Genomic DNA, 15,225 nt, shown 5'->3' with positions numbered 1-15,225 from the left:
AAGCGGAGGGGCGAAAGGGCGGAGGGCCGGGCCTCAGGCGGCTTCAGGCCGCGGTGCCCCGGTCGGCCGGGAAGCCGTGGGAGCGGGCCGCGAGCACCACGGCGAGGACGGGGACGAGCAGGACGAGCGCGCTCCAGGCGAACGCTCCCGCGCCGAACAGGTCGAACAGCAGCCCGCCGAGCAGCCCCCCGAAGGCCATCGCCGCGTTCCAGAGGGTGACCAGCGCGGCCTGCACGGCGTCGGCCGCGTCCCCGGCCACGTCGCCCGCGGCGGTCTGGAGCAGGGTCGGCACGCCGCCCCAGCCCAGGCCCCACAGCGCGGCCGCGGCGTAGACGGCGGGGGTGCTGTCGGTCCCCAGCGCGAAGCCGGTCGCGGCGACGGCGACGAGCAGCGTGGCGGCCACCGTCAGGACCCGCAGCCTGCGGTGGATGAGCGCGCCCACCAGCCAGATGGAGAGCAGCGAGGCGCCGCCGAAGACCAGCAGCACGGTGCCGGTGGAGTCACCGAGGCCGAGGTCGTCGAGGAGCGTGGCGATGTAGGTGTAGAGGATGGTGTGCGCCAGGACGAACAGGAGGGTGACGGTCAGCACCGGCCGCACCCCTGGCCTGCGCAGCGCGACCCGTACGGGCGTACCGGCGGAGTGCTCCCGGCCGGGCTGGTCCGGCACGAAGGCGGCGATCCAGGCGAGCAGCAGCAGGGTCAGACCGGTCATGGCCAGGAACGCGGTCTGCCAGTTCACGGCGTCTCCCAGGAACGTCCCGGCCGGGACGCCGAGCGACAGCGCGAGGGGGATGCCGGCCATCGCCACCGCGACGGCCCGGCCCTCCAGGTGCGGCGGTGCCAGCCGCCGGGCGTAGCCGGCGAGCAGCGCCCACGCGAGGCCGGCGGCGACGCCCGCGACGAACCGGGCCGCCATGGTCAGCGGGTACGCCGACGACACGGCGGTGACGGTGTTGGCGGCGGCGAACCCGGCCATCGAGACGAGCAGCAGCCGCTTGCGCGACCAGCGGGCGGTGGCCACGGCGAGCGGGATCGCGGTGAGCGCGGTGCCGAGGGCGTAGACGGTCACGGTCTGCCCGGCCGCCGACTCGCCGACGCCCAGGTCGGCGCTCATCGCGGGCAGGAGTCCGGCGGGCAGCGTCTCGGTGAGGCTGGTGATGAAGACGGCGGTGGCCAGGGCGAGCAGTGCGGGCAGCGGGAGGCGGCCGGGGCCCGGGGGCGGTGCCTTGCGGGGCGCTGTCTTGCGGGGTGTCCCGGGTGATTCGGCGGGTGCGGTGGCGGGCATGGCGGGTCGTCCTGTTCGTGGGTGTGGTGTGGGTGTGGCGGTGTGGGTGTGGCTGGGGTGTGGTGTGGCGGTGGGAGTGCCACTCAGTGGCGGGGCGCGGGGCCCGGCCGGGCGGTGGCGCAGCCGAGGCCGCCGTCGACGGCGAGCACGGTGCCGGTGGTGAAGGTGGCGTCGGCGGCCAGGAAGAGCGCGGTGCGGGCGACGTCGTCGACGGAACCGCGGCGCCCGAGCGGCGGTGCGGCGTCGCGCCGGGGGCCCCGGGCGGCGCCGTCGGCGGGTGTGCCGATGGCGCCCGGCGAGACGGCGTTGACGCGCACGCCGCGGTCGGCGAGTTCGACCGCGAGCACGTGGGAGAAGGCGTGCACGGCCGACGCCGTCATGGCGTGCACGCCCGCGTCCGGCAGGCCGGGCCGGCAGGCGTCCGCCGCCACCGTGGTGAAGACGATGGCGCCGTCGTCGGCGACCAGCGGTGCCAGCGCCCGGACGGCGAGGTACGCGCCCTTCGTGGCGGCGGTGAACTGCCGGTCGTAGCGCTGCGTTTCGGACTCCGGCTGCGGCTCCGTCTGCTGCTGCGGTTGCGGCTGCGCGGCGCCGGGCTCGGCGGCGACGAACAGCATGTCGACGGTGCCGAGGGTGCTCCGCGCCGCCGAGGCGAGCGCCGCGGCATTCGCCTCGGCGACGTCCCCGGCGGCCCCGGCGGCCCCTGGGTCCCCCGTGTCGCAGGCGACCAGGGTCGCCGCCGTACCCAGCCGGGCCGCCGCCTCCGCCGATCCGTGCGCCGCGCCGCCGGTCAGCAGCACGCGGGCGCCGCCTTCTACGAGGCGCTTGGCGATCGCGAGGCCGACCCCCGTGGTGCCGCCGACGACGACCGCGTTCCGGCCCGTGTACTTCGGCATGGTCCGCTCCCTCCGATCGCTCGTGTCGTGCCGTGTCGCGTCGTGTCTTTCTGCTGTTCTGCCGTTCTGCCGTTCTGCCGGCTTCCGACAGGAACGACTCTGGCCGCGGGCGCTTCGGGTCGGCTGACGATCCGCTGACGGTGCCCCGGAGCGGCTGACGGTCCACTGCCGGTGCTCCGGGACACGCCGTGTAGCGTGCAGACATGCGTTTCGGGGTGCTGGGTCCGCTTGCGGTGTGGGACGCCGCGGGCGACCAGGTGAAGGTCCCCGAGGCGAAGGTCCGCGCGCTGCTGGCCGCGCTCCTCGTCCGGGAGGGGCGGGTGGCCTCCGCGGACCTGCTGGTCGACGACCTGTGGGGCGACGAACCGCCCGGCAACCCGGCCAACGCGCTCCAGGCCAAGGTGTCCCAGCTGCGCCGGGCGATCGGCCGCGACCGCGTGCTGCGCCAGGGCGCCGGCTACCGGCTGGCCCCCGCCACCGCCGACGGCGGCGAGAGCGGCGAGGCGGGTGAGCCGGACGAGGTGGACGCCGCGCGGTTCCTGGCACTGGTCGCCGACGCCCGCGCCGTCACCGACCCCGAGGAGCGCGCCGCCCGGCTGGCCGCCGCGCTGGGGCTGTGGCGCGGCGCGGCGTACGCGGACTTCGCCGACGAGGAGTTCGCCCGTGCCGCGGCCCACCGGCTCGACGAGCAGCGCGTCGCCGTGCTGGAGGAGCACGCCGAAGCCCGCCTCGAAGCGGGCGGCGACCCGCTGCTCACCGGCGATCTCGCCGACCTGGTGGACCGGTACCCGCTGCGCGAACGGCTGCGGGCCGTCCAGCTGCGGGCGCTGTACCGGGCGGGGCGGCAGAGCGAGGCGCTGGCCTCGTACGCCGACCTGCGCGGCCGGCTGGCGGAGGACCTGGGACTCGATCCGGGCCCCGGCCTGGCCGCGCTGCACGACGCGATCCTGCGGCAGGACCCGTCCCTGGCCGCGCGGACGCCCGAACGGCCCGCCGCCGCTCCCGCTCCCCCGGGCGACAACTCCCCCGCCGTCCCGTCCCCATCGCCCGCTGCTTTCCCCGCCGGTCTCCCCTCCGATCTCCCTGCGGACCTCACCCCGCTGATCGGGCGCGACGCGCTGCTGACGCGGGTCGCCCGGCTCCTGGACGGCTCCCGCCTGGTGACGCTGACCGGCCCCGGCGGGGTCGGCAAGACGCGGCTGGCGATCGCCGCCGCACGACGCCTGACGGACGCCGCACCCTCCTCCCCGCAGCGCCCCGACAGCGTCCGGTTCGTCGAGCTGGCCGGCCGGCAGGGCGACGCCGCCGACCTGGCCGCCGAGGTCGCCGCCGTCCTCGGCATCCGCGACGACAGCCCCACGGGCGCCCCGCGCCTCGGCCTCCCGTCGGCGCCCGCCGAACGCCTGGTCCAGGCGCTGCGCGAACGGTCCGTGCTGCTCGTGCTGGACAACTGCGAGCACGTGGTGGACGCCGCCGCGCAGCTGGCCGCCCTGCTGCTGCGCGCCGCGCCGGGGGTACGGATCCTGGCGACGAGCCAGGAGCCGCTCGCGGTCGCCGGCGAGGCCGTCGTACTGGTCGAACCGCTCGAACCGGCGGAGGCGCAGGCGCTGTTCCTGGCCCGGGCGGCGGCCGCCGCACCGGGATTCGGAGCGGCCGAGGACGACGGCGGCCTGGCCGCGGTGGCGGAGGTCTGCGAGCGCCTGGACGGCATCCCGCTCGCGCTCGAACTGGCCGCGACCCGGGTCCGGGCGCTCGGCGTCCGCGAGTTGGCGGACCGGCTCGGCGACCGGTTCGGGCTGCTGACCTCCGGCCGCCGCGACGCACCCGCCCGCCAGCGCACGCTGCGCGCCGTGATCGACTGGAGCTGGGAACTGCTCGGCGCACCGGAACGCATCGTGCTGCGGCGCCTGGCCGTGCACCGCGACGGCTGCACGCTCGACGCGGCCGAGGCGGTGTGCGCGGGCGACGGCGTGGACCGCACGGACGTCCTGGACCTGCTGACCCGGCTGGTCGAGCGGTCGCTGGTGGTGGTCGTCACCGGCCCGACGGGCACCCGCTACCGGCTGCTGGAGACGGTCGCCGCCTACGCCCTCGACCGGCTGCACGAGATGGCGGACGCGGCCGACACCCGGCGCCGACACCTGCGCTACTACCTGGCACTCGCCGAAGGCGCGGAGGCGGAGCTGCGCGGCGCGGGCCAGCAGCGCCGGCTGGCCGTGCTCGACGCCGAGGCCGCGAACCTGCGCACCGCCCTCGACGAGGCGTTCACCCGGCCCGGGCTGTCCGAGCCCTCCGACGCGGCCCGGCTCACCGTCTCGCTGTGCTGGTGGTGGCTCCTGCGCGGCCGCCTCACCGAGGCCAGGCGCCGCCTCCACGCCGCCGTGGAGGCCGCCCCGGGCGATGCCGAACTCGCGCTGCTGCACTACGCGTTCGCCCGCATGACCGGCGAGCCCGCGGCGGCCGTCGGCGGCATCACCGACGCCACCGCGCACGGCCTCGCGGACGGTGTGCCGGACCCGGTGCGCCGCGGCCGGGCCCTGTGGCTGTGCGCGTACGGGGAGTTCAGCGCGAGCGACGTGGCGGCGAGCGCGAAGCTGAACGACGCCGCGGTGGCTCTGTTCGAGGCGGCCGGAGACCGCTGGGGCGTCGCCGCCGGCCTCGCGCTGCGCACGCTGCACCGGCTCTTCACCGGCGACCTGGCCGACCTCGACCGCGACGGTGTGCGCGCCGCCACGGCCTTCCACGAACTCGGCGACCGCTGGGGCGAGTTGCAGACTGTCTCACCGCTGGCCACGTACGCGCAGATCATGGGCGACTACGCCACGGCCGAACGCCGCCAGCGGCAGGGCCTGGCACTGGCCGAGGAGCTCGGCCTGCACACCGAGGTGTCCGCACGGCTCACCGGGCTCGGCCGCCTCGCCCTGCTCGCCGAGGACTGGCCGCGCGCCGCCGGACTCCACGAGCGGGCCCGGAAGCTGGCCGTCGCCCAGGGCTACCGGTTCGGCGAGTCGGCCGCCGAGACCGGCCTCGCGCTCGGCGCGCGCCGCTCCGGCGCCCTCGACGAGGCCGAGGCACGGCTGCTCAGCATGCTGGCACGCTTCGTGTCCCCGGTCGGCGACCACCTGCGGCACGCCGAGCTGGGCTTCACCTCCGAACTGCGCGGCGACCGCCCCGCGGCGCTCGCCCACCATCTACGGGGCCTGGACTACGCGTTCACCCTCGCCGAGCCGCGCGCGTTCGCACTGTCCCTGGAGGGCCTGGCGGGAGCCGAGTCGCTCGCGACCGGCCCCGAGGGCCCGGCCCGCGCCGCGCTGCTGCTCGGCGCCGCCGACGCCGCCCGGCGCAGCGTCGACGCGCCACTACCCGCCGCGGAACGCGCCGACGTCGACCGGATCACCGCCCGCACGACCGCCGCCCTGGGCGAGCAGGCCTACCGGGAGGCCTTCACCCACGGCACGGCCATGGCACCGGAGCAAGCTGCCGAACTCGCCCGCACCCCGACGGCAGGCTGAGCCCGCACCCAGCCGCTCACCGCCAACGCCAACGCCAACCGAACCACCGCCCTGGGCAAGCAGGCCTTCCGGAAGGCCCTCACCCACGGCACAGCCCTGACCCCGGAGCAGGCCGCCGAACTCGCCCGCACCCAGCCACTCATCCCCAGCCGCTCACCCCTTCCTCCGGACGAGGCCTGCCACCAGCCCAGCCAGGGCACCCCGCACCCGGCCCCCGGCTACCGACGGCCGCCCGGCCGCGGCAGCGCCGGCAGCGCCGCCGGCGAGGCGCTCGCGCAGCTCGGCGCTCGGCCATCCCCGGCCGGCTCCCGCCAAGAGCCAGACCGGATCGGTGTGCTGCCACCGCCGGAAGTACCCGACCAGGTCGTCCAGGCACCCGCCGGCCGCCGGGGCACGGCCGGCGTCGAGGCCTTCCAGGTCGGCCAGGGTCTCCTCGAACAGTCGGCGAAGGCCTCCGCCATCGCCGCCGTCGGCCAACGCCTCGGTCCGCAGCAGCACGTAGGGGCCGAACCGGGCGTCGACGAGCGCGACGAACTCGTCGTACAGGGGCGCGAACCGCTCGCCGAGCAGGCCGGTCAGCGCCTCCCGCCGGGCGCGCAGCCGCGCCAGCGCCGTCGGCTGGTCGACCACCAGGTACGGGTAGGCGGCCTCGCCCCACTCCTCCAGCAGTTCCGCGTGCTCCACGGTTCCGGCGTCCTCGGTGTCGGCGATCCTCGCCTCGGCGAGATCCGCGCGGCCGAACATCGCCCACCACAGCAGCGGCGGCCAGTTCTTGGCCTCCAGTTCCATCGCCCCGTCGAAGAAGTCTGCCCACTCCCCCGCCGACCCGTCCGGTGTCCGGGGCTGCCGGGCACTGTCCAGATACAGTCTCGTGCTCATCTCGCCTCCTCGCCTTCACCGGTCGTCACGCGTACCCCTCCTGTTCCTGCGGCCCATGCCTACCACCGGGCACTGACACGGCCGACGGCTGCGCCGGGACGGCCTGGGGGTGTGCGCGCAGGAAGTCGGCGGGGCCGACTTCCTGCGCGCGGCGATGGGGTGGCGGGGATGACCGGGTGCGCCCCGACCCTGCCCTCGCCCCCGACCGCACCCGTCCCTCCCCGACCGCACCTGCCCCTCCCCGGAGGGGCCGTGATCTTCCGCCCCATCCTCGCGTCCGAGCTCGACCGCCTCCTCCCCCTCCTCGTCACCGGCCCGGCCTGCGACCTCACGGCCGACACGTACCGGGCCCGGCTCGCCGCCGGCGAGTACCGCCCCGCGTGGACGTGGGTCGCCGAGGAGGCCCCCGGCACCGCGCCGCTCGCCCTCGCCGTCTGGTGGGGCTCCCCCGGCGACACGTCGCCCGGTGCCCTCGACGCCGTGCTCGTCCACGACACGGTGCGGCCGGCCACCGACCGCACCACCCTGGCCGCCGGGCTGCTCACCGCCGCGCACCCGGTGTTCGCCGCCGGCGCGAGCGCCCCGCCCGCGTACCACCTGTTCCTCCCCGTCGACTGGCACAACCGCCCCGACGCGGTCGCGGGCGTGGACTGGCGTCAGGAGGCGGCCCGCCGGGCCGGGCTGACGGCGAGCGTGGAGCGCCTGCGCTACGAGTGGCCCCCCGGGCCGGCCTCCCGGAGCCATCGGGGCGCCTGCTCTTCCGCGCCGAGCCCGACGACGAGGTCTTCACCGGCCTGTTCCGCCGGGTCCTGGAGGGCAGCCTCGACGCCGCCACCCGCCGGGAGGCCGCCCGGATCGGCGCCGGGGCCCGGGCGCGCGCGGACGTCGCGTTCTACCGCGACACCATGCCCGGCGAGCGTTCCTGTTGGCGCACCGCCCGTACGCCCGGCGCCGAGGTGGCCGGTTTCGCCGTCCCCTCGCGCAACCACGCCTCCCCCGTGGTCGGCTACCTCGGGGTGCTGCCCGGGCACCGGGGCCACGGGTACGCGGACGAGATCCTCGCCGAGACCACCCGGATCCTGGCGGCCGAGACCGACCCGCGGCAGGTCCGCGCCGACACCGACCTGGCCAACACGCCGATGGCCGCGGCCTTCGAGCGCCTGGGCTACCGCACCACCGCCCGCCGCCTTGGTGCTCTCCGCCGGCTGAATCCGCGTCAACCCAGCGCCGCCCGCACCACCCCTGCGGGCGGCCTACCGGTCGGATCGTACGGGAACAACCGTGGCATCAGCCCCCGATCCTCCGAGGAGGACCAGTGAGAGGACCACCGTGCGCCACAGGTGACGCCACCACCGTCACCACCGCCGCCGCCACCGCCACCGCCCGTGCCCGACGTCTGCGACCAGCGCCTCGGCAGCCCGGGGCGGCCGCTCCGATCCATCGACCCTCGCAAATTGAACGGGTTCAAAACATGTGGCAGGCTGGCCCGAACGCGGCGGAGCATCGCCGGCCCTCTGGGCACGCGCATGCGCCGACGCTCCCGAACCAGGGGGTGGGACATGGATCCAGCACACGACGGCCCGGCCGGAGCCGGCCACGGCAGACGGCCGGCACCGCGCCCGGGCAGCCGGGCGCACCGCACGGCCCACCGACTCGGCGGGTTCGCCGGACGGGTGGCCGCGGTCGTCGGGTGCCTGGTACTCGCCTGCACCTCGTGCGCCGCCGCCGGCGGCGAGGTGGCCGTGCTCACGCAGGCCGAGCTGGTCGGGGACTGGAGCAACGCCGCCGGTGCCAGGGTGCACCTGTCGGCCGACCACAGCCTGACGGCGGACGGGATCGACCACGCGATGCACGGCTACTCCTGCTCCACGAGCATGAAGGCCGGCAAGTGGCGGGTCTGGGAGCCGAGCGGCTCGGCGGACGAAGGCACGAACTTCTCGATATCGCCGGACAACGCCGATCTCCCCAGCTGGTGCGGCCTCGAAGCCCAGGTCCAGCACGATGCGAAGGGCTTCAACATCTGCCTCTACCTGGACCCGGACGGCATGTGCTCCGCCGAGGAGCTCCTCCGGAAGGAACCGGCACCGCCCCGGTAGTGCGGCTCCGCCCTCACGGACGCGTCAACGCCCGCCTCCCCGGCGGGGAGGTGACGCCGAAAAACCGGTGGGCCCGCCCCCACCGCGTCTGCCACGATCACCGGATGGGTGCACTGGACGCGGTGGCGGCAAGGGTGGCCGGCGGGGCCACCGTCGAGTTCCGGCCGAGCGGCTCCTCGATGGTCCCGCTGATCCGCAGTCGGCAGCTGGTGGCCGTCGCCCCGGTCGACCCGTCGAAGCTGGAGCCCGGGGACATCGTCCTCGCCCGCGCCGGCACCGTCTACCTGCACCTGGTGTCCTCCCTCGACCCGGCGAGGCAGCGCGTCCAGATCAGCAACAACCGGGGCCGCGTCAACGGCTGGACCAACCGCGCCCGCGTCTTCGGCATCTGCGTCGCGGTCGACGGGGCACCCCGCCCCGGCGCCGCGGCCAAGGCCCGGGCAGCCGACCCCGACGACCGGCCCTGAGCCGGCCCCCGCCCCGACCCCCGGCCCCCTCGGTCGAGCCGCCCGGCCTCACAGGCTCCGCCCCCTCCGGTACCGGTACGGACCAGTACGCTGCCCCCGTGATCGACTCGTCGCCCCGCCCGCTCACCCCCGAAGCCGCCAAGGACCTCCAGCGCCTCCTCGGCGCCGAGATCGGGCCGGGTCTGAGCGAGGACGAACTCGACGGGGTCGAGGCCCGGTTCGGCGTCCGGTTCGCCGCGGACCACCGGGTCTTCCTGGCCGCCGGGCTCCCGCACGGCGCGCGCGAGTGGCCGGACTGGCGCCACGGCGACCCCGAGGACCTGCGGGAGCGACTGTCCCGGCCGGTCGAGGGCGTGCTGTTCGACGTCACGCACAACGGGTTCTGGTACCCGGGCTGGGGGCCGAGGCCCACCGGGGCACCGGACGCGCTGCGGATCGCGCGTACCGCACTGGCGGCCGTACCGCGGCTGGTCCCGGTCTACGGTCACCGCTACCTGCCCGGCACGCCGGGCGAGTCGGGCCATCCGGTGCTCTCGGTCCACCAGAGCGACATCATCCGCTACGGGGACGACCTCGCCGACTACGTCCGGCACGAGTTCACCGGCCGGCCGAACGACCAGCCGGGCACCGGGCCGGGCACCCGGCCGGACACCGGGCCGACCGGACGTTCCCGGGCCCGTGCCACGGTCCGCTTCTGGTCGACCATCGTCGAGGGCTGCCCCGAGACGGCGTTCACCACACCGCACGACCCCTGCGCGACGACCCCGGCGGAAGCGGTCGAGCACCTGCGGATGCTGGCACTGGAGCAACTGATCGGCCGCCGGGTCCACGACGACCAGATGGTCCAGGCCGGGCTGGTCGCGCTGGCCCTCGGCGTCGAGGCCCCGTCCCTCCCCCCGCTCGCCGGCCTGCCCGGCGACGAGTACGGGCGGGCCGGCGCGCTCTTCGGGCAGGTGCTCACCGAACTGGGCCTCGCCCCGGCTCCTCCCGCCGACGGCACCGCCCTCCCGGCGGAGTCGGCCCGCTGGGAACTCGCCCGCTGGTGGCTCCGGTTGATCGTGACGGGAAGTGCGGCACCCGCGACCGGCGGCGGTGCGATCGCCCACGACAGCTGGGGCCCGCTGGGCCGGCCCGAGGCACTGCGGCCACTGGTCGACCTGGTCGACGCCTGGGAGTCGACCGGCCACGGCCCGCGCACCGGGACCGCCTCGGCGATCGTCGCCGAGGCCCGGCGGCTGCTCGCCGGCCCCTGGCCCCCACACGCAGACTGATCCCCGCCCCGCCGGCCACCCGCGTCCCTGGCCGCGCCGCTCCGTAGCCTTGCCCCCCATGGAGAACGGGATCGACCGCGTCGAGGACGGCTGGGACCTCCGCCCGATGCGCGGGGTGGGCGTCGGCGAGGTGGTCCTCGGCAGCACGGTGCGGCGGCTGCACATCGGCCCGCACGGCATCGAGGCGCACGGGCCGGCCGAACTGACGGCGGGCACGGAGACCTTTCCCGTCCACGCCGCGGCGCGGCTCAACCTGGGCAGGGTCACGCAACTGCTCGACCAGGTGGTCGCCGGGGTCCGCGCCGACGACTCGGGCACCCTGAGCGTCCGGTTCGCGAACGGCTGGCGGCTGGACGTCCCGGCGGCGTCCGACGGCCCCGGCTGGACGGTCGCTCTCCGGGGCCGGCACTTCCTCGCCTCCGCGCCGGGTGGCAGCGTGAGGACGTCCGATCAGCGAAGGGGTTGACCGGGCTCCTACCGCTTCAGGACACGTGGGTTGGCCTCCAGGACGTACTGACCGAGGAGTACGCGGTCGTGGAAGGCCGTGCGTGGGAAGTCGGCCGGGCCGACTTCCCACGCACAGCCGTCAGCCTCAGAGCGCGGGCGCCGGCCCATCGCCGACCAGGTCGCAGCTGGCCTCCCACAGCCGGGCCGCCGTCGCGGGGTCGGTCAGGTGGTCCCAGAGGGGTTCGGCCCTGGGCGTGCCGCGCAGTCCGAACGCGCGGGGGCTCCACATCCGGCCGCCGCGCACGCCCGGGTCGAGCACCGCCCGGACGGCGGGCCAGGCGGCGGCGTCCTTGCCCTGGACGACGAGCCCGAGCGGCAGGTGGCGCAGCCGTTCGCCGGTGGTGCGGACGTGCAGCGGCGGGCGGGAGGGGGTGAGGGAGTCGAGCGCGCCGCCGGGGTGGACGAGCACGCTCAGCGTCGTGCTGCCCGAGTCCCGCAGGCGGCGGTCGAGTTCGACGGCGAAGAGCATCTGGGCCAGCTTCGAGCGCCCGTAGGTGCGCTTGGGCCGGTAGTCGCGCGTGCTCTGGAGGTCGTCGAGGTCCAGGCGTTCGGACTTGGCGGCGAAGCTGCCCGTGGTGACGATCCGGCTCCCGGGGGTCGCCGTGAGCAGGGGGCCCAGGCAGTGGGTCAGCGCGAAGTGGCCCAGGTGGTTGGTGGCGAACATCAGCTCGTGGCCGTCCCCGGTCTCGCGGCGCGGCGGATGGTCGAGCGCCACACCGGCGTTGAGGACGACGGCGTCGAGGCGGTCCAGCCCGAGCCCGTCCACGGAGGCCCGGAGCGAGCCGAGGTCGGCCAGGTCCAGGGGCAGGTGCGTCACCCTGGCGCCGGGGACGCGCGAGCCGATGGAGGCGATCGCGGCCTCGGCCTTCGCTCTGTCGCGGCTGCCGAGGACGACGGTGGCGCCGGTGCCGGCGAGCTGCTCGGCGACGAAGTACCCGATGCCCGCGTTGCCGCCGGTGACCAGGACGTTCTTCCCGTCGGCGCGGGGCAGCCGGTGGACGTCCCACGGCGCGGCCTGGGGTACGGAGGGGGTGGCTGGCACGGCGGGGCTCCCGGAGTTCGGAGTGGGTCTGGAGGGACGGCGGGCGGATCGACCGCCGTCCCTCCCCACGGTTCCGCAGGCCGCTCACATCCCACCGGCAGGTCGCCGTCCCCGCTGACAGCCGGCCGACACCGCGCCACCAGCCCGGTCCGATCCCACGCGGCGTCAGGTCCGCTGCCACCCCGGGCCCGGCACGTTGACACCCGGCCGGCGAGCCGGGGCCGAGGCTGGTCCGGCCTCGACACCCTGGTCTCCCAGCGGCGTTGGGACGTGGCCGCATCGTCCCCTTCTCCGCGGCCTCCCTCGGTCTGCTGCTCCTCGCCCTCTGCCCTCTGCCCTCTGCCGGACACTGGGGCCGGATCCGTCGCCCGTTCGGCTGGTGCGACCGTCTGTCAGCGTGCGGGGGTGGAAGATCTGGGACCCGTGGCGTGGCCGCCCGAGCCGATCAGGACCGACAGGCTCGTGCTCCGTCAGCCCGAGGCCCGGGACCGTGCGGCGTTCATCGAACTGCTCGCCTCACCGCAGGTGCACACCTACCTCGGCGGCCCCCGGCCCCGTGCTTGGGTTCTAGGGATCGTTGCAACACTCCAGCTGAGGAGTGCAATGACTTCGAGATCCGCAAGGACCGAACGGGACGGGGACGACGGAAGCCGGTCCGTGAGCGGGAGGAATGCTTCCGGCTCATGGACCAGGGTCTGAGCAGCAGGGAAGCCTGCCGGATCGTCGGGATCAACTCCCGGACCGGCAAGCGGTGGCGCAACGGCAGGAACCCCACTGGCAGGACCACCGGGGCGCCGCCCGCCCGGCGGGCGGCGCCCTCGCCCGGTCCGTCGCGGTACCCGCGCGACGCCCCGCGCCCCTCGGACAGCCCGCCCCGTGACAGCCCGGGGTTAGCCCGCCCGCGTTGTCCTGCGGCCGAGGTCAGACTTGCACGAACTTCCTGGTGATACGTTCTCCCCCAAGGGCGACTCCGCCCGATACACCCGTGCCGCGAAGGCTCCGCGAGAAGAACGTGCATCGAATTCCGAGACCACCACCCGGAGTTCGCCGTCGCCGTCCCGATCCTTCACCGAAGACGCTCCTCCCGCGTACCGGATGACCGACACATCGCAAGGCACCGTGCGGTCCACCGAGTTCCCTGCACGAACGACCCTCAGGCCTGCGTGGTCCACCGAAACAGCAGGAGAAGACATGACGGAGACCAGGAGCATTCACAAGCCGAAGATCGTCGACATCGAACCGGAGGCGGCGAAGACCAAGACGGTGATCAGCATCGAGGGCGATCACCTGGGCGGCGCCATCAAGGTCAAGTTCACACCCGCCACGGGCAGTCCTCAGGATGTCACCCCTGAGGTCCTCAGCAATGAGCTGATCACCGTGAAGGTTCCCGAGAGGCTTCCCGCCGGAAACACCGACGTGACCGTGGAGAACTCGGCGGGCTGGAGCGCTCCGTACGTCTTCGCCGTTCTCCGGTCCTGACCGGCCCGCGATCGACCCGACGTGCCCCGGCCTCCGGAAGGCACCGGAGGGTCGAGTTCACCGGGTCCCCGAGTCCCCCGGGCGAGCCGCACGGGCAGACGCCCGGGTCGTCAACACCCGACCCGACAGCAGGAGGAGCAATGACCAGCACCAGGTCCACCCACAAGCCGAAGATCGACGACATCGACCCCGAGGCGGCGAAGAAGGGGGCGACGATCACCATCAGCGGTGATCACCTGGCCTTCGTGACGAAGGTCCACTTCGATGACGGCTCCGGCCACAAGCAGGATGCCGTCCCGACCGTGGTCGACGATGAAACGCTGACCGTGACGGTTCCGGACGGACTGACCCCCGGGACCTACGACGTGACCGTGGAGGGCTCGGGCGGCACCAGCGGCTCCTACAAGTTCGTGGTCCTGAAGTAGGGAACCGGACACGGGTGCAGGCACTCCGATTTCAGCGTCCGGGGAGCCTGCGCCCACCGCTGTCCGGAGGCACCACGGCCGGGAGAACGGCGTGACGCCTCGGCATTCGTGAGGCCGGAGCATCCGGCCTTGACCGGCCGGATGCCGCGTAGGGAACGGACTACGGGTGCCGCCCGGTCGTCGCCGTCGAACGGGTGCCCGAGTATGCCGCGGTGGGTGCGTGGGAAGTCGGCGGGGCCGACTTCTGGTGCTGGATGGTGGCTTGGGTGCGGCAGTGGACGAGGGCGTAGATGATGCGGCGGTCGGGGCTGGGGGTGGTGGCGAGGAGTTCGCCGGCCGCGACGAGGGTGGTCCAGTACCGGGCGGGGTTGCCGGTGCGGGGCATGGGGCGGGCGGCGGCGAGGGAGAGGTAGGCGGTGGTGAGGTTGCCGGTGGTGAACCAGCGCTGGAGGCCGTGCTGGTGACCGGCCCGGATGCCGCCCATGGCGCCGATGACGGTCAGGAACAGGTCGACGACCGCGAGTTCGGTGTCGGTGAGGGACTTGGGGACGTCGAAGACGCCGAGGGCTTCGAGGACTTCGCCGGTGTCGTGCTCGGAGTTCGGGCGGGGGTCGGCGAGGAGGGTGTCGTGGCAGTCGGCGAGGCGGCGGGTGGTTTCGGCGAGCGGGATGGCCAGGGCGAGGCAGACGGCGCGGGCGGAGTGCAGGGGCTTGCCGGAGCGCTTGGCGAGCAGCGCGTAGGTGGCGGCGGGGGTGTGGCCACGGGTGAGCGCGTGGCGGGCGACGGTGGTGAGGTTCATGGAGGGGGTCGGACTCTCAGGCGGTGAGGAGGGAGGGGGTGACGGCGGGGGCGACGAGGACCCAGATGAACTTCCCGATACCGCCCGGACGGGGGGAGTAGCCCCAGCGGTGGGCGAGTTCGTTGACGAGGAAGAGTCCGCGCCCGTGCTCGTCGTCCGGGCCGGCGGTGCGGAGGGTGGGGTGGCCGCTGTCGGCGTCGTGGACTTCGAGGCGCAGGAGGCGGTCGGGGGTGAGGTCGAAGCGGATCTCGATGTGGCGGTCGTCGGGGGCGTCGGAGTGCTGGACGGCGTTGGCGAAGAGTTCGCCGAGGAGGAGTTCGGCGGTGTCGGCGTAGCGCTCGCCGATGGGGAGCCCGGAGAGGTAGGCGCGGAGCAAGTAGCGGGCCAGGGGCGTGGATTCGGTCTCGGAGTCGAGGCGCGCGACGAACATGCGGGGGCGACGGGCAGCGAGCATCAGGGGACCTCGGAGGGGGAGGAGGGGGCGCGCAAAGGGGGCGTACGTCACGCTTTGCATGCGATTGAATGCGTTCCGGTGCCAATCATCGAGGTGCTGGAGATACGGTGGCG

14 protein-coding genes and 1 pseudogene are annotated in these 15,225 nt (G+C 75.0%); 9 read left to right on the top strand and 6 right to left on the bottom strand.

From position 1 onward, the window contains the following. Positions 1-43: 43 nt before the first annotated feature. On the bottom strand, positions 44-1,285 hold the full coding sequence (locus tag ACIQOW_RS27675) for an MFS transporter (RefSeq protein WP_401089357.1): 1,242 nt from the start codon (positions 1,283-1,285) through the stop codon (positions 44-46). 83 nt (positions 1,286-1,368) lie between these two features. After that, on the bottom strand, positions 1,369-2,181 hold the full coding sequence (locus ACIQOW_RS27670) for an SDR family oxidoreductase (protein WP_401089355.1): 813 nt from the start codon (positions 2,179-2,181) through the stop codon (positions 1,369-1,371). Positions 2,182-2,384: 203 nt separating this feature from the next. On the opposite strand from ACIQOW_RS27670, the gene ACIQOW_RS27665 reads away from it, so the two are divergent. Next, positions 2,385-5,693: an AfsR/SARP family transcriptional regulator gene (locus tag ACIQOW_RS27665; protein ID WP_401089353.1), complete on the top strand. Its 3,309-nt coding sequence runs from the start codon at positions 2,385-2,387 to the stop codon at positions 5,691-5,693. 153 nt (positions 5,694-5,846) lie between these two features. Here the strand turns inward: ACIQOW_RS27665 and ACIQOW_RS27660 are convergent, their stop codons facing one another. Continuing rightward, a complete protein-coding gene (locus ACIQOW_RS27660; protein ID WP_401089352.1) occupies positions 5,847-6,572 on the bottom strand; it encodes a hypothetical protein in 726 nt (241 codons plus the stop codon). Between the two features lie 713 nt (positions 6,573-7,285). Here ACIQOW_RS27660 and ACIQOW_RS27655 point away from each other — a divergent pair. From ACIQOW_RS27655 to ACIQOW_RS27635, 5 genes are all read left to right on the top strand, one after another. Then, positions 7,286-7,891: a GNAT family N-acetyltransferase gene (locus ACIQOW_RS27655; protein WP_401089350.1), complete on the top strand. Its 606-nt coding sequence runs from the start codon at positions 7,286-7,288 to the stop codon at positions 7,889-7,891. Positions 7,892-8,131: 240 nt separating this feature from the next. Further along, positions 8,132-8,668 carry a hypothetical protein gene (locus ACIQOW_RS27650; protein WP_401089348.1) on the top strand — a complete coding sequence of 179 codons (537 nt, stop codon included), beginning with the start codon at positions 8,132-8,134 and terminating at the stop codon, positions 8,666-8,668. A gap of 104 nt (positions 8,669-8,772) precedes the next feature. Next, positions 8,773-9,135, top strand: coding sequence for a S26 family signal peptidase (locus ACIQOW_RS27645; protein WP_401089346.1), 363 nt, complete (start codon positions 8,773-8,775; stop codon positions 9,133-9,135). A gap of 98 nt (positions 9,136-9,233) precedes the next feature. Beyond that, positions 9,234-10,406 (top strand): hypothetical protein, encoded by a 1,173-nt coding sequence (locus ACIQOW_RS27640; protein ID WP_401089344.1) that lies wholly within the window; start codon positions 9,234-9,236, stop codon positions 10,404-10,406. 58 nt (positions 10,407-10,464) lie between these two features. After that, positions 10,465-10,872 (top strand): DUF6188 family protein, encoded by a 408-nt coding sequence (locus ACIQOW_RS27635; protein WP_401089342.1) that lies wholly within the window; start codon positions 10,465-10,467, stop codon positions 10,870-10,872. Between the two features lie 126 nt (positions 10,873-10,998). On the opposite strand, the gene ACIQOW_RS27630 is transcribed toward ACIQOW_RS27635, so the two are convergent. Further along, on the bottom strand, positions 10,999-11,955 hold the full coding sequence (locus tag ACIQOW_RS27630; protein ID WP_401089340.1) for an SDR family NAD(P)-dependent oxidoreductase: 957 nt from the start codon (positions 11,953-11,955) through the stop codon (positions 10,999-11,001). A gap of 405 nt (positions 11,956-12,360) precedes the next feature. Between ACIQOW_RS27630 and ACIQOW_RS27625 the strand changes: the two are divergent. From ACIQOW_RS27625 to ACIQOW_RS27615, 3 genes and pseudogenes are all read left to right on the top strand, one after another. Beyond that, positions 12,361-12,513, top strand: a pseudogene (locus ACIQOW_RS27625) (GNAT family N-acetyltransferase); the annotation flags it as partial. 633 nt (positions 12,514-13,146) lie between these two features. Then, positions 13,147-13,434 carry an IPT/TIG domain-containing protein gene (locus ACIQOW_RS27620; protein WP_401089337.1) on the top strand — a complete coding sequence of 96 codons (288 nt, stop codon included), beginning with the start codon at positions 13,147-13,149 and terminating at the stop codon, positions 13,432-13,434. Positions 13,435-13,574: 140 nt separating this feature from the next. Further along, complete coding sequence (locus ACIQOW_RS27615; RefSeq protein ID WP_401089335.1) at positions 13,575-13,859, top strand: IPT/TIG domain-containing protein; 285 nt, start codon at positions 13,575-13,577, stop codon at positions 13,857-13,859. A gap of 160 nt (positions 13,860-14,019) precedes the next feature. On the opposite strand, the gene ACIQOW_RS27610 is transcribed toward ACIQOW_RS27615, so the two are convergent. Next, positions 14,020-14,658 carry a hypothetical protein gene (locus ACIQOW_RS27610; protein WP_401089333.1) on the bottom strand — a complete coding sequence of 213 codons (639 nt, stop codon included), beginning with the start codon at positions 14,656-14,658 and terminating at the stop codon, positions 14,020-14,022. Positions 14,659-14,674: 16 nt separating this feature from the next. Next, positions 14,675-15,112 carry an ATP-binding protein gene (locus ACIQOW_RS27605; protein WP_401089331.1) on the bottom strand — a complete coding sequence of 146 codons (438 nt, stop codon included), beginning with the start codon at positions 15,110-15,112 and terminating at the stop codon, positions 14,675-14,677. Positions 15,113-15,225: the final 113 nt, after the last annotated feature.

It is taken from the genome of Kitasatospora sp. NPDC091335 (assembly GCF_044757205.1).
In the GTDB taxonomy this organism is placed as follows: Bacteria; Actinomycetota; Actinomycetes; order Streptomycetales; family Streptomycetaceae; genus Kitasatospora.
The sequence above is the reverse complement of the archived record's forward strand: the minus strand, read 5'-3'. Positions and strand labels throughout refer to the sequence as shown.